The organism is Vibrio sp. VPAP30 (genome assembly GCF_001188205.1).
GTDB classification, from domain to species: domain Bacteria; phylum Pseudomonadota; class Gammaproteobacteria; order Enterobacterales; family Vibrionaceae; genus Vibrio; species Vibrio bivalvicida.
The window spans coordinates 245,298-266,643 of the sequence record NZ_LBLS01000016.1; the positions used below are offsets into that span (position 1 = coordinate 245,298).

Here is a 21,346-nt window from a genome sequence, read left to right on the forward strand (position 1 = left end):
CCAGTTAATTTCGAGGAGTTTTACCGTGGATAAACCTTGGTTATCACGCTATCCAGAAGATGTGCCTGAGCATATCGACCCAGATCAGTACCCATCATTGGTGGAAATGTTTGAACAGTCGGTTCAAAAGTACGCTGACCAACCTGCATTTATGAATATGGGTTCGGTGATGACTTTCCGCAAACTGGAAGAGCGTAGCCGAGCATTTGCGGCGTACTTACAAAATGAACTGAAGTTACAAAAAGGCGATCGTGTTGCTCTCATGATGCCTAATCTTTTGCAATACCCAGTAGCCCTATTTGGTGTTCTGCGCGCGGGGTTAATTGCCGTCAACGTTAACCCGCTTTACACACCTCGCGAACTTGAACATCAGTTGAATGACTCTGGTGCAAAAGCGATTGTTATTGTGTCGAACTTTGCTAATACCCTAGAACAAATTGTCGATAAAACGCCAGTCAAACACGTTGTACTGACGAGTCTTGGTCAAATGTTGCCACGTGCTAAGGGCACCTTGGTTGACTTCGTGGTTAAGTATGTCAAAGGTATGGTGCCTAAGTACGATTTGCCAGGAGCGATTTCGATGCGTAAAGCGCTACATAATGGGCGTCGCTTACAGTACGTAAAACCTTTTATGTCTGGAGACGATATCGCCTTCTTACAGTACACAGGCGGTACGACAGGTGTAGCAAAAGGAGCCATCCTAACTCATCGCAACATGATTGCTAATGTTCTTCAAGCAAAAGGTGCATACGGACCAGTCTTGTCTGAAGGGCGAGAGCTGGTTGTCACGGCTTTGCCGCTTTATCACGTGTTTGCACTGACAGTAAACTGTTTACTGTTCATTGAAATGGGTGGCCAAAATTTATTAATTACCAATCCTCGTGATATTCCGGGCTTTATCAAAGAACTGCAGAAGTATCCATTTACTGCTATCACTGGCGTCAACACCTTATTCAATGCATTGGTGAACAACGAAGACTTTCAGGAGCTTGACTTTAGCAAGCTGAAACTTTCTGTTGGTGGCGGTATGGCTGTTCAACGTGCTGTGGCAGAGCAATGGAAGAAGACGACAGGTATACATCTACTTGAAGGTTATGGTTTAACTGAGTGTTCACCTTTGGTGACGGGCAACCCTTATGACCTTACTGATTATACAGGAGCCATTGGTTTGCCTGTACCGTCAACGGAAGTTCGTATTGTTGATGACGAAGGTAACCCTGTTGCGAATACCGAAGTGGGTGAGCTTCAGGTACGTGGCCCTCAGGTGATGCAAGGCTACTGGCAGCGACCAGAAGCGACCAAAGAGGTTATCAATGCTGACGGTTGGTTATCTACTGGTGATATCGTTAAGTTCGACGATGAAGGCCTAATTCATATTGTTGACCGCAAGAAAGATATGATTCTGGTCTCTGGCTTTAACGTTTATCCAAATGAGATTGAAGACGTAGTCGCACTGCACGGTAAGGTACTTGAAGTGGCCGCAATTGGTCAGCCACACGAAGTGTCCGGCGAGCTGGTCAAGATCTATGTAGTTAAACGCGATCCAAGTTTAACTAAAGAAGAAATTATTGCTCATTGTCGTGAGCACCTAACAGGGTATAAGGTACCAAAACTCGTCGAGTTCAAAGAAGATTTGCCGAAAACCAATGTTGGTAAGATCTTGCGCCGCGTGTTGCGTGAAGAAAATGATGCAAACCTTGCCAAGTCAAAGTAACGCGATGAGAATTAAGCACTGATCAGTGTTTGATGATAGAATGCCGACTATATCCAGTCGGCATTTTTTATTGTCGCAAGAAACCGCTCATAGTGAGAAGTTAGTGAATTATCAGATTATTACCCAATCGGCGCAGCTCGATAGCGTTTGCCAGAGCGCACGAAACGTTGATGTCGTTATGTTGGATACGGAATTTGTCCGTACACGTACATACTACCCGCAACTAGGCTTAATTCAGCTTTTTGATGGACAGAATCTTTCTCTTATAGATCCAACGGTTATTGACGATATGACGCCGTTTGTGGAGCTACTGAAAGATACCTCTGTACTCAAAGTACTGCATGCGTGTGGTGAAGATTTAGAAGTGTTTCACAACAGCTTTGAGTGCTTACCATATCCCATGGTAGATACCCAGATAATGGCCGCTTTCCTTGGCCACGGCTTATCGACAGGCTTTGCCGCTTTAGTTGAAAGTTACCTAAACGTAGAGTTAGATAAAAGTGAGTCTCGTACAGATTGGCTTGCAAGACCGCTAACTGGCAAGCAGCTCGAATACGCTGCGGCCGATGTATATTACTTACAACCACTTTATGAGCAGCTATTTGAGAAGATCACCCAAGCGGGCTGGTGGGGGGCTGCACAACAAGAGAGTGACTTAATTGCCTCTAAGCGGATAAAAACACTTAACCTAGACACGGCTTACCTCGATGTCAAAGGTGCGTGGCAGCTAAAGCCGAGTGAGCTGGCCGTTCTTAAACCGCTCGCCACATGGCGTCTAAAAGAAGCGTTACGTCGCGACTTGGCGCTCAATTTTATATTTAAAGAGAACGATTTACTGACAGTTGCACGATTGGGAATTCAAAATCGTAATCAGATGGAACAAGAAGGGATGGATTACCGCTCAGTCCAAAGGCACAGTACTCGTATTATCTCAATTGTGAAAGCTGCCAAGAAAACACCGGTCGATGAATATCCAGAAAAGCTTGAACGTCTTATGGATATGCCTGGCTACAAGCAGAAATTTAAAGTGCTTAAAGATGAGGTAAAACGTGCCTCCCAAACAAGTGGCTTAGCGACGGAATTTTTGGCTTCTAAGAAGCAACTCAATCAGTTAATTTCCTGGGTATGGAAAAAAGATAGAGATCCAGCCCAGCTTCCAGACGTGATGCAGAGTTGGCGTTTGGAGCTGTTTGGTGAGAAATTAAATAAGCTTCTATAAAAAGTACAAAACAAATAAAACGGGCTTCCAATTGGAAGCCCGTTTCGTATTTAGTTTGATTAACCTGCTAACACGTCAGTAGCAACCTTGTAGCTAGGGTCCTCTTTGACGTTGATCTCAACTAAGCTGCCCGCTTTATCTAGCAGCTTACGACAGTCAGGGCTAAGGTGACGTAGATGAAGCGTTTTACCTTGTGCTGAGTAGCGCTCAGCTAAGGTTTCAATCGCTTCTATTGCTGAGTGATCGGTGACACGTGAATCGGCGAAATCAACAATCACGTCATTTGGATCTTTATACGCATCAAAGATCTCAAGGAAATTTGCGACAGAGCCGAAGAATACTGGACCATGAATCTTGTACTCCTTTGAGCCTTCTGCGTTGATATTGGTATCAGCGTAGATGTGCTTAGCGTGTTGCCATGCAAACATAAGTGCTGAAGCAATAACCCCCACGAATACTGCAATTGCAAGGTCGGTAAGCACAGTTACTACCGTGACGAGCACGATAACAAAGAAGTCTTGTTTTGGCACGCGGCGAGCCAGTTTGAATGTTGCCCACTCAAAAGTACCAATAACGACCATGAACATAACGCCCACCAGTGCCGCGAGAGGAATCATCTCAATGAGAGAGGAAGCAAACAGGATAAACATCAGTAGAGCGACGGCTGCGACGATACCTGATAGACGACCACGACCGCCAGAGTTTACGTTGATCATAGACTGTCCAATCATTGCACAACCACCCATAGCACCAAACACTGAACAGGTCATGTTCGCCATGCCTTGACCGATACATTCGCGGTTAGACTGACCGCGTGAGTTTGTCATCTCGTCTAGTACAGTCAGTGTTAGTAGAGACTCAATCAGACCGATAGCAGCAAGAATGATTGCGTACGGCAGGATAATTTGGAATGTCTCTAGGGTTAATGGAACCGCAGGGATAGAGAAAGTTGGTAACGATCCTGCCAATGTTGCTGCTTCATCACCTGACATAGTGCGCAGGAAGTCAACGACAGTGCGGGTTTCTAGATCTAAACCAACCACTAAAGCAGTTACAGTGACGATAGCCACAAGTGAGGAAGGTACTGCTGTAGTGAACTTAGGCAAGAAATGAATGATTGCCATAGTTAGCGCAACAAGGCCAAGCATGAGCATCATTTGATCCGTTGGCAGCCAGGTTAACGCTCCGGTTAAATCTGGTGCTTTAAACTGACCTAACTGAGCAAGGAAGATTACAATCGCTAAGCCGTTTACGAAGCCAATCATCACCGGATGTGGCACGATACGGATAAACTTACCCAACTTGAATAGGCCCGCTGCAATCTGAAGAATACCTGCAAGCATGATTGCGGCAAATAGATATTGCACGCCATGAGTGGCTACAAGCGAAACCATTACAACAGCCATTGCACCTGTCGCGCCTGAAATCATACCAGGACGGCCACCGAAAATAGAAGTTATAAGACCTACTATAAAGGCAGCGTATAGGCCTACCATAGGGTCAACGCCTGCAACAAAAGCGAAGGCAACGGCTTCAGGAACTAGCGCGAGTGCAACGGTTAAACCTGATAACACATCGTTTTTTACAGAGTGTTTAGAAAATTGGGGAAATTCAAACATATTTGCTCAGTTTGGCTAAGTGTTTAAAAGTATTCCGAATTGTTTCTAGTCGCCGCCGGGCAAAAATGCAATGTAAAAGAGCAGAGGGACCAGATTTCACAATTCAGATCGAGTCGGCGCATGCTACCGAAAAGTGTGATTAAGTTCAAGATTGATACAGATATTGGCTAATATTTGTGACAAATAAATGCTACTGACAGTATAGGCAGTACTTAACGATTATTCTGCGCAATCAGTATTCTAGCACATAAAAAAACAGCCTCTATCTATAGAGGCTGTTTAGTCATGGTATTGCTATTGGCTAGTATTGAGGTTTAGTCATTACTGCGCCCGATTGGTTGCGAGCGACTTGGCTGCCTGCACCGCGAGACTCGTAGCGCTCTGCCTTTAACGGAGCCGCGTTCACAGTGATTTCTTTCATCTCTGTGCTGCCTGGTGCTTTCGCCATTGCCGCTGATGCGTGACCTTTAAAGCTTGGTGCTACAACAATATCTGAAGATTTTGCTTTCACTTCTTCTACAGTAGGCTGTTGAACTTCAGTCGTTACAACTACTGTTTCTGCTTGAACAGGTTGTTCGGCCGCTTCAGACACAGTATTCACAGACTCAGCAATCACCACTTTTTGTGCCGCTTCTACTGCTTCAACTGGCTCTGGCTGAACTGCATCAACGGTAGTTTGTACAGGTTCTGCAGTAACTGGTTGTTCACGACGAACAATCACTTTACCCATCGCCATTTCTGGACACGCAAAGCCACCTAGTGAAGCTGCTGATGTTTCTACAACAGGCGCTTCTACGTTATCAGCTTTAGATTTCTGCTTTGGCGTAGGCTTAGTAATACCATAACTAGGCATCACTTTACCCATTGCCATTTCAGGGGATGCAACACCACCGCTGCGCAGGCGGAATGGGTTAGGACGACGATCACGACCGCGACGACGGCGTTGACCACTTGCACGAAGGTGACGTGGAGAACGACGATTACGGCGCTGTTTTGGCGGCTCGTCAGCGTTGTCTTCAGTCTCAAGTGCTTTCTCTTCAACTGCTTCAGCTTTCGCTTCGATTGAAACCTGCTTTGCTTCTTCCCCGGCTTTCGCTTTTGCAGCCTGATCTTTAACGCGCACCTGTTTTGAAAGTTTGCGACGCTGACGACGCTCTTTCACTTTTACAGCTTTCTCTTCCGTACGCTCTTTACGAGCTTCAGGCTTGTCGCTTTGTTGAGCGTCTGCTGCTAGTTTAAGGCCTTCTTCCGCAACCTTGCTTGATTTCGCTTCATCACGCTTGTTGCGGCGATCTTGCTTAGGCTTGCGATTTTGCTGTTTACGCTCATTAGGTTTAGCTTCAGTTGTTGCATCGTCACGTGTGTTCTTACGCTTGTTGTCGCGCTTGTCTTCACGATTATCGCTGCGGTTGTCGCGATTACCACGACGACGGTTGTCGTTGCGGTTGCGACGATTACGATTGTTGCGGTTACCTTCTTTGCGCTCTTTAGGTTTTTGCTCTTCTTGCTTTTCTTCTTCTTTGGCTGAGCCAAATAGGAAGCTGCCTAGAGCTTTAAAGAAGCGACTTACAATACCCTCTTGAGCCTGCTGTGAATCCACTTTCTTCTCTGGAGCTTTTGGCGCTGGTTTACTTGGAGCTGGCGCTGAATTGCTTGGAGAAGCAAAGCCTTTTAGGGCTGGTTCTTCAATCTTCTTAGGTTTGGCTTCAACTTCTACGGTAGGCTCTTTACCTTCTGCTTCCTTCATCGCTTCTAGCTTGGTAGGAAGTAGGTAAGAAAGAAGATCGAACTCTTCGCCTTCGCGGACACGGATTACATCGAAATGCGGTGTTTCCATGTCTGAGTTTGGTACTACTGTAATCTTAACTTCTTGGATGCGCTCAATATGGTTGACTGAACGACGCTTTTCGTTAAGTAGGTAAGAAGCAATTGGTACAGGAACAACAGCAAGTACTTGGGCTGTGTTGTCTTTTAGCGCTTCTTCTTCAATCAAACGAAGGACTGATAGTGCAAGAGATTCGTTATCACGAACCACACCCGTACCGCTACAACGTGGACAGATATGGTGACTCGCTTCAGCAAGCGATGGGCTTAGGCGCTGACGAGACATCTCTAATAGGCCGAAACGAGAAATTCGACCAATTTGTACTCGAGCGCGATCCATGCGAACGGAATCGCGAAGACGGTTTTCAACTTCACGTTGGTGACGAACTGGCGTCATATCAATGAAGTCGATAACCACTAGGCCACCTAAGTCGCGCAGGCGAAGTTGACGCGCAATTTCTTCTGCTGCTTCTAGGTTGGTGTTTAACGCTGTTTCTTCGATATCGCCACCCTTAGTTGCACGGGCTGAGTTGATATCGATAGAAGTCAAAGCTTCTGTGGGGTCGATAACGATAGAGCCACCAGAAGGCAGGCGAACTTCGCGTTGGAATGCTGATTCAATCTGGCTTTCAATTTGGTAGTGGCTAAATAGTGGTACTTCACCATCGTATTTCTTCACACGGTTTACGAAATCAGGGCGGACTAGCTGGATATGATCAAGTGCGCGTTCGTAAATCGTGTTGCTGTCGATTAGTATTTCGCCAATATCGCGACGTAGATAGTCACGAATTGCACGAACAATCACATTACTTTCCTGGTGAATTAGGAAAGGTGCAGCGTTTGAGTCAGAAGCTTGCTTGATTGCACCCCAGTGATTAAGAAGTACGTTTAGATCCCACTCTAGTTCTTCTGCGCTCTTGCCCACACCAGCAGTACGCACGATTAGACCCATACCTTGAGGTAGTTCCAATGTACTTAGTGCTGCCTTGAGTTGAGTGCGCTCGTCGCCTTCGATACGACGGGAGATACCGCCAGCACGAGGGTTGTTAGGCATAAGAACCAAGTAGCTACCCGCTAAAGAGATAAACGTAGTAAGAGCTGCGCCCTTGCTGCCACGTTCTTCTTTCTCTACTTGTACGATCACTTCTTGACCTTCGGTTAGCACTTCTTTAATGCTTGGACGGCCTTGGTAGGTGTAACCTTCAGGGAAGTATTCGCGGGCAATTTCTTTAAGGGGGAGGAAACCGTGTCTTTCTGCACCGTAGTCAACAAAAGCCGCTTCTAGGCTTGGTTCGATGCGTGTGATACGTCCTTTGTAGATATTTGCTTTTTTAGATTCATGTCCAGGGCTTTCGATATCTAAATCGTATAAGCGCTGACCATCAACCAAAGCAACACGCAACTCTTCTTTTTGAGTTGCGTTAATTAACATTCTTTTCATTGATAAATCTCGTTGTCATTTTTTGTTGTTCTTGTCACTGCTATCGCTTTCATGGTGCCTGATCCCATGGCTTATTCGTTGCAGCCTCCCGGCTGGAGGGATGCTCTGGGGCACTTCAGTCTCACAAGCCTTTCTCGTTCAGCTTGTAAGCCGCATAGTCGGCGGAAAATACTCAACATGATGTGCGACGAGTAGGGTGACAAGATTGCTAATTCCAATAATGTCTTACGCCGTATGCAGCATTTTGGTAAATTAGCGGGCTACTCAATCTATTGCTCAAAATATGGATTGATTTGTATAAAATGCATCCAAACCATATATTGCAGGTGTGAACTATAGCAGTACCCATTAAACTCAGCAATCTGCTTTATTATAAAACGCTAAAAAAGCTGATTTTATTTTCGGTAAGTGACTGTTTTATTGGTTTTATTAGGGGTGTTTTTGAAAATTGTAATAAAGTTGATGGATTTTTATTCGTAGCGGATTTTGAGTCTACTCTTATCGAGCAAATTTCCACAATGTTGCGAAGAAAATGTGAATCTGCGCAACTTAGAGTGTTAGAATAAGTTCATGAATGAAATTAGAACAAAAGTCCAATTCGTTGACATTGACGACGATATGGCGGGGCAGCGTATTGATAACTTCTTACGCAACCAATTGAAAAGTATCCCCAAAAGTGTGATTTATCGTATTCTGCGTAAAGGCGAAGTACGGGTAAATAAAAAGCGTGTAAAAGCTGAATATAAGCTTCAGGCAGGTGATCTTGTCCGTATTCCTCCAGTAACTATTGAAGAAAAACCGGAAGAGGTCGCGCCTAGCACAAAGTTAAACAGGGTTGCCGAGCTAGAGGACATGATCATCTATGAAGATGATCATATGCTGATTCTTAACAAACCTTCAGGCACGGCTGTTCATGGTGGCAGTGGTTTAAAGTTTGGTGCGATAGAAGCGCTTCGCGCTCTACGACCGCAAGCAAGGTTCCTAGAGCTTGTACATCGTATAGACCGTGATACGTCTGGAATATTACTTGTTGCTAAGAAGCGCTCAGCCTTGCGTCACCTTCAAGCTCAGTTCCGCGAAAAAACAGTGCAAAAATACTATTTCGCTTTAGTGATGGGTGAGTGGAAGGCCAGCTGTAAGAAGGTCAATGCGCCGCTACTTAAAAATGAAGTGAACAGCATTGTCCGGGTTAATCCAAATGGTAAACCTTCAGAAACGAGATTTAAAATCCTTGAGAAGTTTGCCAATGCAACACTGATCCAGGCGAGCCCAATTACTGGTCGTACTCACCAAATTCGCGTTCATACTCAATACACGGGTCATCCAATCGCATGGGATGATCGCTATGGTGACCGACGCTTTGATGCATACACTGGTAAGGTTGGCTTAGACCGTTTGTTCCTTCATGCTGCGAACATTAAGTTCCAACATCCATCAAATGATGAGTGGATGGAAATTAACGCGCCGATGGAGCCAAAGTTGGAAAAAGCATTGGCGGGGCTGCGTAAGCTTTAGAAAAAGGAACGGACTTCGTCCTATGGATAACGGGAACGTGCTGCGCCCTGTGGAACGCTGCGTTTCGAGAATAGAGTTCGGACTGCGCCGCCTTTCTAGACAAGAACGATGCTATATGCCGTCATTCCCTAGACTGACGAAGGAAGGAGTAGGGAATCTCCATAAGCTCGCGACTCGCGTTAAGAGATCCCCAACTCGGTCGTACCTCCCCCTCGGGGATGACTGTTTAATCCATTGAAATGAAAAGGGTTGACGCTATGTGCCAACCCTTCAAACTTGTCTCGCATCTCGCATCTCGCATCTCGCATCTCGCATCTCGCATCTCGCATCTCGCATCTCGCATCTCGCATCTCGCATCTCGCATCTCGCATCTCGCTAAAGCACCTCAACCCCTTGCGCTGCGAGCATATCAATCAAGTCAATCAGTGGCAGTCCGACTAACGTGTTTGGGTCTTTACCTTCTAATCGTTCAAATAGAGCAATACCCAAGCCTTCGCTTTTAAAGCTGCCAGCGCAGTAAAAAGGCTGTTCTTTATCAACGTAGCTCTCGATTTGCTTCTTGCTTAAGGATCGAAAGTGGACGGTAAATGCATCGACTTTTATATCCGTACAGCCAGTTAGAGTGTTATGTAGGGCTAAGCCAGTAAAGAACTGAATAGATTGGCCACTTTGTTGGGTCAACTGTTCGATGGCTTTTTCCCTTGTATGCGGTTTGCCGATGATTTTGCCGTTGATGACACAAACCTGATCGCTACCGATAACTAAGCTTGGTTGATTCACTGCGCATGATTCGGCTTTACCTTGTGCGAGTCTTTGAACGAGTGCCAAAGGTGATTCATTTTCGAATGGGGTCTCATCGAACTCAGGGGACGCAGTGTCAAATGCAATTGCTAGTTTATTGAGCAGTTGCTTACGATATGGCGATGTTGAGGCTAAAACTAGTTGGTAATTCGGCATTTTTCTTTACAATCGAAACAGAGTTGGTGTGAGCTTAATTCATATTATGTCTTTTATACTAGCTCTCTCGCTGATAAGGAAAAAAAGTACAAAATTTTGCCCTTTTTCTTTGACTATAAACGATTTGGAAGATAGAATTCGCGCCCTATGCAAAAGGTAAAAATACCGCGTACGATTGATCCGTCACGCGCTGCTCAGAAGCGACTAAATGTTGAAGGTATTATTCAAGTTAGTCTCTTTAAGCGCTTAGATGAATCAGTTGAAGGCGTTAAACGCGACGCCCAAGTGTCACTGTCATTTGACTTAGATGAACAGCGACTCGTTGTTATCTCTGGTAAAGCTAACATCGTAGTCGACTTAGAGTGTCAGCGCTGTAATGAGGTTTTCGCACATGAGTGCGATGTCCAATTCACTTATACACCCTACAAAGGTGAAAAGACTGAAGAGGAAGCACCGGAAGAGTACGATTTGGTAGATCTGAACGAGTACGGTGAGTTAGACCTAATACAGTTAGTTGAAGACGAGTTCATTCTAAACTTGCCTCAAATAGCAATGCATGATGAAGCGGATTGTAGCGTTGATTCAGATAATATGGTGTTTGGTGAGCTTCCAGAAGAAATTGTGGAAGAAGATAAGAAACCGAATCCATTTGACGTTTTAAAAAGCTTAAAGAAGTAATTCTTTAAGAACTTACATAGGAGTAGGGTCAATGGCCGTACAAAAGAGCAAGAAATCACGTTCAATGCGTGGTATGCGTCGTTCACACGATGCCCTAACTACAGCTGCACTTTCTGTAGACGCAACTTCAGGTGAAACTCACCTACGCCACAACGTAACTGCTGAAGGTTACTACCGTGGCAAAAAGGTTATCAACAAGTAAGGTTGACCTTTGCAAAATATAACCGTTGCACTTGATGCAATGGGCGGGGATTTCGGTCCTCGCGTCACAGTGCCTGCCGCCGTGCAGGCATTGTCGCATTTCCCAGAGCTAAAAGTGACCCTAGTTGGTGATCAGCACGCGATCACATCTCAATTATCATCTCTTGGTCATCAGCCGAATGCTCGCTTGAGCATTGAGCACACTGACCGAGTTATCTCAAACACCGAAAAACCTTCCCTCGCATTACGGAATCATCAAGGTAGCTCAATGGGCACTACGATTGATCTTGTCGCCGATAATCAAGCTGATGCTTGCGTAAGTTGCGGAAATACTGGCGCATTGATGGCCTTGTCACGTTTCAAGCTAAAATTGCTGCCAGGTATCGAAAGGCCTGCATTGATCTCTGCTTTGCCGACTTCATCAGGTGGTAGAACATGGATGTTGGATCTCGGAGCGAATGTATCGAGCGATGCAGACTCATTGTTTCAATTTGCAGTGATGGGAAGCGCTTTAGTTGAGCAGTACTTGCAGCGTCCACCTCGGGTAGCAATTTTGAATATCGGCGCTGAAGAAATAAAAGGTAATGACCTAGTCAAGCGCTGTGCAGAAATGCTTTATCAGACACAATCTGTTAATTTTGTCGGCTATATTGAAGGTAATCAGTTGCTGCACGATGCCGCAGATGTTGTGGTTTGTGATGGATTTGTCGGTAACGTTTGCCTGAAAGCGTGTGAAGGAACGGCGCAACTTTTTATCGATAAGTTGAAATCGAGCATGATGACCCAATCTCTAAAGGGTTGGATTGCAAGAATATTATTTTCTGGGCTTTTTAACGAGCTAAAAACCTTGAACCCCGACCAGTATAACGGCGCAAGTTTGCTAGGATTGCGCGGAATTGTCATAAAAAGCCACGGAAGTGCTGATGTAGATGCGGTAATCAATGCGATTGGTGAAGCTCTACATGAGGTCCAACGACAAGTACCAAGCCGTATTAGCGATCGTTTGGAAGCGGTTTTACTCGAGAGGCATTATTAGTCTTCATGTATAGCAAAATTTTAGGTACTGGCAGCTACCTGCCATCTCAGGTGCGTTCAAACGCAGACTTAGAGAAAATGGTAGATACAAGTGATGAGTGGATTGTTACTCGCACGGGTATTAAAGAGCGTCGAATTGCAGCAGAGAACGAAACTGTTGCTGACATGGGTTACCATGCGGCGAAGAATGCTATCGAGATGGCAGGTATCGACAAAAACGATATCGATATGATTCTGGTAGCAACCACTAGTGGCTCTCATGCTTTCCCGTCTGCGGCATGTCAGGTACAAGCACTTCTTGGTATTAAGCATTGCCCTGCCTTTGATATGGCAGCAGCGTGTTCAGGCTTTGTATATGCCTTGTCTGTTGCCGATCAGTACATCAAAACAGGCCATTGTAAAAATATTCTAGTGATCGGCGCGGACGCTTTGTCTAAAACGTGTGATCCCAATGACCGTTCAACGATTATCCTTTTCGGTGATGCTGCGGGTGCTGTTGTCGTTGGAGCAAGTGAAGAGCCTGGCATCTTATCGACAACCATTAACTCTGATGGTCGTTTTGGCGAGCTACTGAGCCTTAAGTTCCCAGACCGCCACGAGAAAGTACCAAGTGAGTCGGAGCACAGCGAAGATATCAATAGTTGGCTGCATATGGCAGGTAACGAAGTATTCAAAGTAGCCGTGACTCAGCTTTCGCGTCTTGTGAAAGAGACGCTAAAAGAGAATGGTATGGATAAATCTGATCTAGACTGGTTAGTTCCTCACCAAGCAAACTTACGAATTATCTCTGCGACAGCGAAAAAGCTCGCTATGTCGTTGGACCAGGTGGTTATTACTTTAGATCGTCACGGCAACACCTCAGCTGCAACAGTACCAACTGCGCTTGATGAAGCGGTACGTGACGGTCGAATCAAGCGTGGTCAAACGCTGCTGCTTGAAGCATTTGGTGGTGGCTTTACTTGGGGCTCAGCTCTGGTTAAGTTCTAATCAACAGAATTCAAATTAAAGATGCTAAAAGGGCATCTTTTCTTTCTTCTCTTTGTATAAAGAAATAGGTTTAAGGAAAAGAAAATGAGCAAGTTTGCTATCGTATTTCCAGGTCAAGGCTCACAAACTGTGGGTATGCTTGCTGAACTTGGCGAACAGTTTGAAGTCGTTAAACAAACTTTTGCAGAAGCATCGGAAGCACTAGGCTACGATCTTTGGGCGCTAGTCCAAAATGGTCCTGCAGAAGATCTCAACCAAACACACCGTACACAGCCTGCGCTTCTAGCATCATCAGTTGCTATCTGGCGCGTTTGGCAACAGCAAGGCCTAGAGCAGCCAACTAACCTAGCAGGTCACAGCTTAGGCGAATACTCTGCACTAGTATGTGCTGGTGTTATTGATTTTAAACAAGCCATCAAACTTGTTGAACTGCGCGGTCAGCTAATGCAAGAAGCGGTACCAGCAGGTACAGGTGCAATGTACGCAATTATCGGCCTAGATGATGATGCGATTGCTAAAGCGTGTGAAGAAGCGGCACAGGGCGAAGTGGTATCACCAGTTAACTTTAACTCTCCAGGTCAGGTAGTGATCGCTGGTAGTAAAGATGCGGTTGAGCGCGCTGGTGCACTGTGTAAAGAAGCTGGCGCTAAGCGTGCTCTTCCACTACCAGTATCAGTACCATCTCACTGCGCGCTAATGAAACCAGCAGCAGATAAGTTAGCAGTAGCACTTGAAGAGATCGAATTTAACGCACCTCAATTGCCAGTGATCAATAACGTTGATGTTATTGCTGAAACTGAACCTGCAAAAATCAAAGCTGCATTAGTTCGTCAGCTATACAGCCCAGTACGTTGGACTGAGAGCGTGCAACTAATGAATGAACAAGGTGTAGAGAAACTGCTAGAGCTTGGCCCTGGCAAAGTGTTAACTGGCTTAACAAAACGAATTGTTAAAACACTAAGCGGCGCAGCAGTAAACGATACTGCCTCTCTTGAAGCTGCTAAGTAATTTTAAGGACATAGGAATAACGAACATGATGAACCTAGAAGGTAAGATTGCTCTAGTTACGGGTGCAAGCCGTGGTATTGGTCGCGCGATTGCTGAACTACTGGTTGAGCGCGGAGCGATAGTCATTGGTACTGCGACTTCTGAAGGTGGTGCTGCTGCAATCAGCGAATATCTTGGTGAAAATGGTAAAGGTCTAGCACTTAATGTGACTAACGTTGAGTCTATTGAAGCAACACTTAAGACTATTAACGATGAGTTTGGTGCGATTGACATCCTGGTTAATAACGCAGGTATCACACGTGACAACCTACTGATGCGAATGAAAGATTCAGAGTGGGATGACATCATCGATACCAACCTAACGCCTATTTTCCGTATGTCTAAAGCAGTACTTCGCGGTATGATGAAAAAGCGCGCTGGTCGCATCATCAACGTAGGTTCTGTTGTTGGTACTATGGGTAATGCAGGTCAGGCAAACTATGCTGCGGCTAAAGCTGGTGTGATTGGCTTCACTAAGTCTATGGCACGTGAAGTGGCTTCACGTGGCGTTACTGTCAACACAGTAGCACCTGGCTTTATCGAAACAGACATGACTAAAGCTCTGAACGATGAGCAACGTGCCTCGACGTTGTCAGCGGTTCCTGCGGGTAGATTGGGTGACCCACGTGAAATTGCATCAGCGGTTGTGTTCCTAGCTTCTCCAGAGGCGGCATATATTACTGGTGAAACTTTGCATGTAAATGGCGGCATGTACATGGTGTAAATCGCTTACCTTGCAGTATTAGTGAACTTTTTCATTAAATTTCATTCAAAATTCTGCGGGTGAAGTAAATTTGCACTTAATGTCGTTAACTTGGCTATTTATTCTCGTAAAAATAGCCTATAGTTTGTGACTGTTGACATGAACATGCGCAAGTTTTGTGCATGATTTAAGTCAAAAATGTATTGAATTTCGGTTAAAATCGCTAAAATTGTGGTTTGACCAGCAAGGTCCCTCTTGCAACTTTCAGTAGTTCGAATAAACTACTGAATCATCGCATTAGGCGAAATCTGTAAAGGAAAAGAAAAAATGAGCAACATCGAAGAACGCGTAAAGAAAATCATTGTTGAACAGCTAGGTGTAGACGAAGCTGAAGTTAAGAACGAAGCTTCATTCGTTGATGATCTAGGTGCTGATTCTCTAGACACTGTTGAACTAGTAATGGCTCTAGAAGAAGAATTTGACACTGAGATTCCAGACGAAGAAGCTGAGAAAATCACTACTGTTCAAGCTGCAATCGACTACGTAAACAGCGCTCAGTAATCTATCTCTCCCAGGCGGCCTTCTGGCCGCCTGTGTTCTTTTTAACCCTTCTATCCTTCCATAGAATCATTTCAATCCCGGAGAATAATATCGTGTCCAAGCGTCGTGTTGTTGTCACTGGCATGGGTATGTTGTCACCGGTAGGCAACACCGTAGAATCATCTTGGAAAGCCCTGCTAGCAGGTCAAAGCGGTATCGAGAATATCGAGCACTTTGATGCTGAAAACTTTTCTACTCGCTTTGCGGGTTTAGTAAAAGGTTTTGACTGTACTGAATACATGTCTAAAAAAGATGCACGTAAAATGGATCTCTTCATTCAATACGGCATCGCAGCAGGTATCCAAGCTCTAGATGACTCTGGTTTACAAATCAACGAAGAAAATGCTGCTCGCGTTGGCGTTGCTATCGGTTCAGGCATTGGCGGTCTCGATCTCATCGAAACCGGGCATACTGCCCTTGTTGAGAAAGGTCCACGTAAAGTGAGCCCGTTCTTCGTACCATCAACCATTGTAAACATGGTTGCAGGTAACTTATCTATTATGCGTGGTCTTCGCGGCCCTAACATCGCGATTTCGACGGCGTGTACTACAGGTCTACACAATATCGGCCATGCGGCCCGTATGATTGCATACGGCGACGCAGAAGCTATGGTTGCGGGTGGTGCTGAAAAAGCATCTACTCCACTGGGTATGGCAGGCTTTGGTGCTGCGAAAGCACTTTCTACTCGCAATGATGAACCTCAAAAAGCATCGCGTCCTTGGGACAAAGACCGTGACGGTTTTGTTCTTGGTGATGGCGCAGGCATGATGGTTCTAGAAGAGTACGAACATGCGAAAGCTCGCGGGGCTAAAATCTATGCGGAGATTGTTGGTTTTGGCATGTCTGGCGATGCTTACCACATGACTTCTCCAAGTGAAGATGGTTCAGGTGGCGCTCTAGCGATGGAAGCAGCAATGCGAGATGCGGGTATCACAGGTACTCAAGTTGGTTATGTGAATGCTCACGGCACCTCTACACCAGCCGGTGACGTTGCTGAGATTAAAGGCGTCAAGCGCGCACTAGGTGAAGAAGGCTCTAAGCAAGTGAAAGTTTCTTCAACTAAGTCTATGACCGGCCACTTGCTTGGTGCTGCGGGTTCTGTTGAAGCGATCGTTACGGTGATGTCGCTCGTAGATCAAATGGTTCCACCAACGATCAACCTAGACAATCCAGAAGAAGGCTTAGATATTGACCTAGTTCCACATACTGCTAAAGAGGTTTCGATGGATTACGCTATCTGTAATTCGTTCGGCTTCGGTGGTACGAATGGCTCTCTAGTGTTTAAAAAAATCTAAATACCTTCTGAGTTAGATTAAATAGACGGCTTAGTGCTTTGGCATTAAGCCGTTTTGTTATTTAATGGGTTATAAATTCGCAATCAGTGATAAAAGGATATGACATGTTCATGGTGAATGGAGTCTATGCAGATTCAATTTCATTGACTGATCGCTCGTTCCAATACGGTGATGGCTGTTTCACGACTATGCTAACGCGTGAAGGCGAGATATGTCGGTGGCCACTGCATGTTGCTCGTATGAATGCTTGTTTGGATACGCTGCGTATTCCACGCCCAGATTGGAACGAGGTTGAAGGTTGGCTCAAACAAGTGGCCCGTAGTGATAATAAAGCCGGACTGAAACTGCATATCAGCCGCGGCGAAGGAGGCAGGGGATATAGCCCTACTCAAGTAACCTCACCAAATGTTACTATTAGCGACTTTATTTATCCGGCACATTATGAACAATGGCAGCAGCAAGGTTTAGTTCTCGGGGTGTGTGACTTACGACTTGGCCATAATCCGTTGCTTGCGGGGCATAAGCACAACAACCGACTAGAGCAAATTCTGTTAAAAGCTGAGCTTGAACAGCGCTCCTTTGCTGATGGAATTGCACTAGACATCGAAGGGAATGTAATTGAGACCACAATGGCAAATTTGTTCTGGTTTAAAGATTCAACCCTGTTTACGCCAGTTTTGGACAAAGCAGGGGTAAGTGGTGTGATACGCCGAGATGTTCTAGAGTGGGCAGCTATTCAAGGGATAAGTACTCAAATTGGAGAGTTTAAACTGGCTGAAGTGATGGAGGCTGATGAGGTCTTTGTGACTAACTCAATTTTGGGCGTTGCACCGATTCGAGCGATTAGTTCGCACCAGTTTGATATTGGAAATACAACCAAACGAATTCAGGAGATGATCGAGTCGTGATTAAAAAAATCACTCTATTTTTACTGCTTGTTGCAGCAATCGCTGCAGGCGGCTACGTCTATATTGTCAAACAAGTTGAGCAGTATCTCAATCAACCACTTCAAATCGAAGAGTCGCAGATTTTTACTATTGCGTCTGGGACCAGTTTTAATCGCGTACTCGAACAACTTACAGAGTCAAAAATGATTGACACGAGCGACGTGGTGAAGCTTGTGCGTCGTTTCCATCCTGAGCTAGCTCAACTGCGTGCTGGCACTTACTTATTGGTGTCAGATTCAACGCTGAAGAGCGCTTTGAAACAGTTTAAACAGGGCAAAGAGCACCAATTCTCGATTACTTTTGTTGAGGGTTCAAACTTTAAAGAGTGGCAAGAAACTATTCAAAACGCTCCTTATCTTAAGCATGAATTAGATGGCTTAAGTGAGGCCGAGATCGCCGAAAAACTGGGCGTTCAGCATCAAAAGCTTGAAGGTCTACTGCTTGCGGAAACCTATCACTATACGTTTGGTGCCTCGGACTTAGATATTCTTAAGCGTGCCGCCGATAAATTACAGATGGTACTTGATGAGCACTGGGCGACTCGCCAAGATAAGTTGCCACTCAAGACTTCTTATGACGCACTTATTCTCGCCTCGATTATCGAAAAAGAAACTGCAGTGGAATCTGAGCGAGAGCGCGTTGCGGCAGTATTCGTTAACCGGTTAAACAAACGTATGCGCTTGCAAACCGATCCAACCGTTATCTACGGAATGGGTGATAAGTACGATGGTAATATCCGCAAGAAAGACCTGCGTACACCGACACCTTACAATACCTATACTATCTTCGGTCTACCACCTACGCCGATCGCTATGCCCGGAGAAGCTTCTATTCAAGCGGCTCTAAATCCAGAAGATAGTAATTATCTTTACTTTGTTGCGAGTGGTAATGGTGGACATGTATTCTCAAAAACATTGGCCGAACATAACCGAGCTGTTCGAGCTTATTTAAAACAATTAAGAAGTAATAAATGAATAACGCGAAATTTATTGTCATTGAAGGTCTAGAGGGTGCAGGTAAAAGTACGGCTATAAAAGCAGTATTAGAAGCACTGAGAAATACTGGTGTCGAACACATAAAAAATACGCGTGAACCAGGCGGTACGGCATTGGCTGAGCAGCTACGCACATTAGTTAAGCAAGAGCATGAAGGCGAAGAGCTGCAAGATATGACGGAGCTGCTGCTGATGTACGCCGCGCGTGTTCAGCTTGTCGAGAATGTAATCAAACCTGCATTGGCTTCTGGCAGTTGGGTTGTTGGTGATCGCCATGATATGTCTTCTCAAGCTTATCAAGGGGGGGGGCGTCAGATACCGCGTGAAACCATGACGGCACTTAAACGCACCACCTTAGGTGACTTTAAACCTGATCTGACTATCTATCTCGATATCGATCCGAGAGTAGGCCTTGAACGTGCTCGTGGCCGCGGGGAGCTTGATCGAATTGAAAAAATGGATATGAGCTTTTTCGACCGTACGCGTGAGCGTTACCTTGAACTTGCAGAGAGTGATGACACCGTCGTTGTGGTCAACGCAGAGCAAAGTATTGACCAGGTCGCTGCAGACATCTCGGCTGTAGTGACCAATTGGGTGAGCGCATAGCATGAATGAGCTATACCCGTGGCTCTCTCCATTATGGACAGAGTGGCAATTAAACCTTCAAGCGGATCGGTTTTCAAATGCCGCTTTATTGATTTCTGATGAAGGGATGGGTTCTGAGCGCTTAGTAGAGCATTTTAGCCGAGCGGTGATGTGTCAGAACTATCCCGCTGAAGCGTGTGGCTTTTGCCACGGTTGCCAACTGATGGAGTCTGAAAGTCACCCTGATTATCATGTTGTTAAACCAGAGAAGCAGGGTAAGGCTATTACAGTCGAACAGATCCGTCAGTGTAATCGAATCGCTCAGGAGTCTTCACAGCTTTCCGGGTTAAGGCTATTTGTCATTGAACCAGCGGAAGCCATGAACGAATCGGCTGCGAACGCCTTGCTGAAAACGCTTGAGGAGCCTTCGGCAACTTGTATGTTCTTACTGGTGACCCACCGTGCTAACTCACTGCTACCGACTATAACTAGTCGATGCCAGCAATGGCACCTTACCGTACCTGAGTCCTCTGTGGTGACGAATTGGCTTAGCGAACAAGCAGAAAAGCCAGTTCCTACTTATGCCGCGCATATAAATGGTAATGCACCATTAGCAACGCTTGAGTTTATCAATCAAGATAAAATGAGTCAGTATGTATCGATTGAATCAGAATTCATCGCACATTGCCACAATCAAGCAGATGTGACTAAGCTTGCTAAAGAGCTAGCTTCAGAGCATGCCGAATATCTGAACTGGTTGTGGTACTTGTTAACCGATACGCAAAAAGTGCACTACGGGTTGGCAATGCCGTTCTTTACTCCGGGTGCTGAAAAGTTGGCTCAGATCGTCGAATATCAACGCCTGTACATCCAGACGCAGGAACTTGTGAAGCTCACGCAACAGTTAAGAACACATACGGGGCTTAACGCAGAGCTGCTTATATTAGATTGGCTTTTCAAATTCAACGGGGAAATATGTTTGTAGATTCTCACTGCCATTTAGACAAACTGGACTACCAAGAACTCCACCAAGGAATAGAAGACGTTGTCGCTAAAGCAAAGGCGGCAAACGTAAATGAGCTTCTATCTGTCGGTGTCACACTCGACTCTTTTCCCAACATGTTGGAAATGATAGAGCCATTTGACAATATCTATGCTTCCTGTGGGGTTCACCCACTGGATGTGGAAAGTGATTTTGCTCTCGATCGTTTGCACGAATATGCCTCACATCCAAGAGTTGTGGCTGTTGGGGAAACAGGACTCGATTACCACTATCAACCTGAAACCGCAGAGCTGCAAAAACTTCGATTCGAGCAACAGGTCGATCTTGCCGTTAAGCTAAATAAGCCTTTAATCATACATACGCGCAATGCACGGAAAGATACGTTAGCTATTTTGAAAAATGGCAATGCAGATTACTGTGGTGGTGTGATTCATTGCTTTACAGAGGATCTCGAGTTCGCGCAAGCGGCGATGGATCTCGGCTTTTACATTTCAGTTTCTGGCATTGTAACCTTCAGACAAGCAACAGAACTCAAAGAGGTGGTCAAAGCGCTGCCGCTAGAAAAGTTACTTATTGAAACGGATTCTCCCTATTTAGCACCTGTCCCTCATCGCGGTAAACAGAACCAACCTGCATATGTTGTAGAAGTCGCCTCTTATATCGCGCAACTGAAGGGGTGCTCATTGGGGGAGGTTGGAGAAAAGACCAGCGAAAACTTCAGGAATCTTTTTTTGAGATAGAAAAAGAGTTTTGGGTAAAAAAGGAGCTTTGGCTCCTTTTTTTTGTAATCAGCATCACAGGTAAACGCTTTTTTGGTGTTGTTTACTAAATTTGTTGAACTTGAGAGTTAAAAAAGTGCCTAGTGTAATTTTGTTACATGAAATAACAAATGACTCTATTTTATTTACCCATCAAAATTAATCGATATTTTTAATAACAAACCTAATATCAATGGTTTATCTCTTTGAAATGCATTTCAAAA

19 protein-coding genes are annotated in these 21,346 nt (G+C 45.2%); 16 read left to right on the forward strand and 3 right to left on the reverse strand.

Annotation, left to right across the window (positions count from 1 at the left end):
- Positions 1-25 precede the first annotated feature (25 nt).
- Complete coding sequence (gene fadD / locus ZX61_RS05360; protein WP_049843795.1) at positions 26-1,714, forward strand: long-chain-fatty-acid--CoA ligase FadD; 1,689 nt, start codon at positions 26-28, stop codon at positions 1,712-1,714.
- Between the two features lie 103 nt (positions 1,715-1,817).
- Positions 1,818-2,933 (forward strand): ribonuclease D, encoded by a 1,116-nt coding sequence (gene rnd / locus ZX61_RS05365; RefSeq protein WP_049843675.1) that lies wholly within the window; start codon positions 1,818-1,820, stop codon positions 2,931-2,933.
- Between the two features lie 59 nt (positions 2,934-2,992).
- Here rnd and ZX61_RS05370 read toward each other — a convergent pair whose 3' ends face one another.
- Both ZX61_RS05370 and rne read right to left on the reverse strand, forming a co-directional pair.
- Positions 2,993-4,552 carry a SulP family inorganic anion transporter gene (locus tag ZX61_RS05370; protein WP_049843676.1) on the reverse strand — a complete coding sequence of 520 codons (1,560 nt, stop codon included), beginning with the start codon at positions 4,550-4,552 and terminating at the stop codon, positions 2,993-2,995.
- A 301-nt stretch (positions 4,553-4,853) separates the two neighbouring features.
- Positions 4,854-7,817, reverse strand: coding sequence for a ribonuclease E (gene rne, locus ZX61_RS05375; RefSeq protein WP_049843677.1), 2,964 nt, complete (start codon positions 7,815-7,817; stop codon positions 4,854-4,856).
- A 570-nt stretch (positions 7,818-8,387) separates the two neighbouring features.
- Here rne and rluC point away from each other — a divergent pair.
- A complete protein-coding gene (gene rluC, locus ZX61_RS05380; protein WP_049843678.1) occupies positions 8,388-9,332 on the forward strand; it encodes a 23S rRNA pseudouridine(955/2504/2580) synthase RluC in 945 nt (314 codons plus the stop codon).
- 375 nt (positions 9,333-9,707) lie between these two features.
- On the opposite strand, the gene ZX61_RS05385 is transcribed toward rluC, so the two are convergent.
- Positions 9,708-10,289 (reverse strand): Maf family protein, encoded by a 582-nt coding sequence (locus ZX61_RS05385; protein ID WP_049843679.1) that lies wholly within the window; start codon positions 10,287-10,289, stop codon positions 9,708-9,710.
- A 147-nt stretch (positions 10,290-10,436) separates the two neighbouring features.
- Here ZX61_RS05385 and yceD point away from each other — a divergent pair, with 147 nt between their 5' ends.
- The 13 genes from yceD to ZX61_RS05450 all read left to right on the forward strand — a co-directional run bounded on the left by yceD (position 10,437) and on the right by ZX61_RS05450 (position 21,104).
- A complete protein-coding gene (gene yceD / locus ZX61_RS05390) occupies positions 10,437-10,967 on the forward strand; it encodes a 23S rRNA accumulation protein YceD (protein ID WP_049843680.1) in 531 nt (176 codons plus the stop codon).
- A 31-nt stretch (positions 10,968-10,998) separates the two neighbouring features.
- Positions 10,999-11,169: a 50S ribosomal protein L32 gene (gene rpmF, locus ZX61_RS05395; protein ID WP_004414666.1), complete on the forward strand. Its 171-nt coding sequence runs from the start codon at positions 10,999-11,001 to the stop codon at positions 11,167-11,169.
- A gap of 9 nt (positions 11,170-11,178) precedes the next feature.
- Positions 11,179-12,204 (forward strand): phosphate acyltransferase PlsX, encoded by a 1,026-nt coding sequence (gene plsX / locus ZX61_RS05400; protein ID WP_049843681.1) that lies wholly within the window; start codon positions 11,179-11,181, stop codon positions 12,202-12,204.
- 5 nt (positions 12,205-12,209) lie between these two features.
- Entirely contained in the window at positions 12,210-13,190 is a 981-nt protein-coding gene (locus ZX61_RS05405) for a beta-ketoacyl-ACP synthase III (protein WP_049843682.1), read from the forward strand.
- Positions 13,191-13,274: 84 nt separating this feature from the next.
- On the forward strand, positions 13,275-14,198 hold the full coding sequence (gene fabD, locus ZX61_RS05410; RefSeq protein ID WP_049843683.1) for an ACP S-malonyltransferase: 924 nt from the start codon (positions 13,275-13,277) through the stop codon (positions 14,196-14,198).
- 28 nt (positions 14,199-14,226) lie between these two features.
- Positions 14,227-14,961, forward strand: a complete 735-nt coding sequence (fabG, locus tag ZX61_RS05415; RefSeq protein WP_049843796.1) for a 3-oxoacyl-ACP reductase FabG — start codon at positions 14,227-14,229, stop codon at positions 14,959-14,961.
- A gap of 306 nt (positions 14,962-15,267) precedes the next feature.
- On the forward strand, positions 15,268-15,501 hold the full coding sequence (gene acpP / locus ZX61_RS05420) for an acyl carrier protein (RefSeq protein ID WP_004406112.1): 234 nt from the start codon (positions 15,268-15,270) through the stop codon (positions 15,499-15,501).
- A gap of 92 nt (positions 15,502-15,593) precedes the next feature.
- Positions 15,594-16,835: a beta-ketoacyl-ACP synthase II gene (fabF, locus tag ZX61_RS05425; RefSeq protein ID WP_049843684.1), complete on the forward strand. Its 1,242-nt coding sequence runs from the start codon at positions 15,594-15,596 to the stop codon at positions 16,833-16,835.
- A 104-nt stretch (positions 16,836-16,939) separates the two neighbouring features.
- On the forward strand, positions 16,940-17,743 hold the full coding sequence (gene pabC, locus ZX61_RS05430) for an aminodeoxychorismate lyase (RefSeq protein ID WP_049843685.1): 804 nt from the start codon (positions 16,940-16,942) through the stop codon (positions 17,741-17,743).
- Positions 17,740-18,756 carry an endolytic transglycosylase MltG gene (gene mltG, locus ZX61_RS05435; RefSeq protein WP_049843686.1) on the forward strand — a complete coding sequence of 339 codons (1,017 nt, stop codon included), beginning with the start codon at positions 17,740-17,742 and terminating at the stop codon, positions 18,754-18,756. Before pabC ends, mltG begins: the two co-directional genes overlap by 4 nt.
- On the forward strand, positions 18,753-19,382 hold the full coding sequence (gene tmk / locus ZX61_RS05440) for a dTMP kinase (RefSeq protein WP_049843687.1): 630 nt from the start codon (positions 18,753-18,755) through the stop codon (positions 19,380-19,382). Before mltG ends, tmk begins: the two co-directional genes overlap by 4 nt.
- A 1-nt stretch (position 19,383) precedes the next feature.
- Positions 19,384-20,346: a DNA polymerase III subunit delta' gene (gene holB, locus ZX61_RS05445; RefSeq protein WP_049843688.1), complete on the forward strand. Its 963-nt coding sequence runs from the start codon at positions 19,384-19,386 to the stop codon at positions 20,344-20,346.
- Positions 20,337-21,104 carry a TatD family hydrolase gene (locus ZX61_RS05450; protein WP_049843689.1) on the forward strand — a complete coding sequence of 256 codons (768 nt, stop codon included), beginning with the start codon at positions 20,337-20,339 and terminating at the stop codon, positions 21,102-21,104. Before holB ends, ZX61_RS05450 begins: the two co-directional genes overlap by 10 nt.
- Positions 21,105-21,346: the final 242 nt, after the last annotated feature.

Bases quoted from the DNA above. Each gene is read 5' to 3' on its own strand.
- ZX61_RS05370 (WP_049843676.1), bottom strand. From the start codon at position 4,552: ATGTTTGAATTTCCCCAATTTTCTAAACACTCTGTAAAAAACGATGTG.
- rne (WP_049843677.1), bottom strand. From the start codon at position 7,817: ATGAAAAGAATGTTAATTAACGCAACTCAAAAAGAAGAGTTGCGTGTT.
- rluC (WP_049843678.1), top strand. From the start codon at position 8,388: ATGAATGAAATTAGAACAAAAGTCCAATTCGTTGACATTGACGACGAT.
- ZX61_RS05385 (WP_049843679.1), bottom strand. From the start codon at position 10,289: ATGCCGAATTACCAACTAGTTTTAGCCTCAACATCGCCATATCGTAAG.
- yceD (WP_049843680.1), top strand. From the start codon at position 10,437: ATGCAAAAGGTAAAAATACCGCGTACGATTGATCCGTCACGCGCTGCT.
- rpmF (WP_004414666.1), top strand. From the start codon at position 10,999: ATGGCCGTACAAAAGAGCAAGAAATCACGTTCAATGCGTGGTATGCGT.
- ZX61_RS05405 (WP_049843682.1), top strand. From the start codon at position 12,210: ATGTATAGCAAAATTTTAGGTACTGGCAGCTACCTGCCATCTCAGGTG.
- fabD (WP_049843683.1), top strand. From the start codon at position 13,275: ATGAGCAAGTTTGCTATCGTATTTCCAGGTCAAGGCTCACAAACTGTG.
- fabG (WP_049843796.1), top strand. From the start codon at position 14,227: ATGAACCTAGAAGGTAAGATTGCTCTAGTTACGGGTGCAAGCCGTGGT.
- acpP (WP_004406112.1), top strand. From the start codon at position 15,268: ATGAGCAACATCGAAGAACGCGTAAAGAAAATCATTGTTGAACAGCTA.
- pabC (WP_049843685.1), top strand. From the start codon at position 16,940: ATGTTCATGGTGAATGGAGTCTATGCAGATTCAATTTCATTGACTGAT.
- tmk (WP_049843687.1), top strand. From the start codon at position 18,753: ATGAATAACGCGAAATTTATTGTCATTGAAGGTCTAGAGGGTGCAGGT.
- holB (WP_049843688.1), top strand. From the start codon at position 19,384: ATGAATGAGCTATACCCGTGGCTCTCTCCATTATGGACAGAGTGGCAA.
- ZX61_RS05450 (WP_049843689.1), top strand. From the start codon at position 20,337: ATGTTTGTAGATTCTCACTGCCATTTAGACAAACTGGACTACCAAGAA.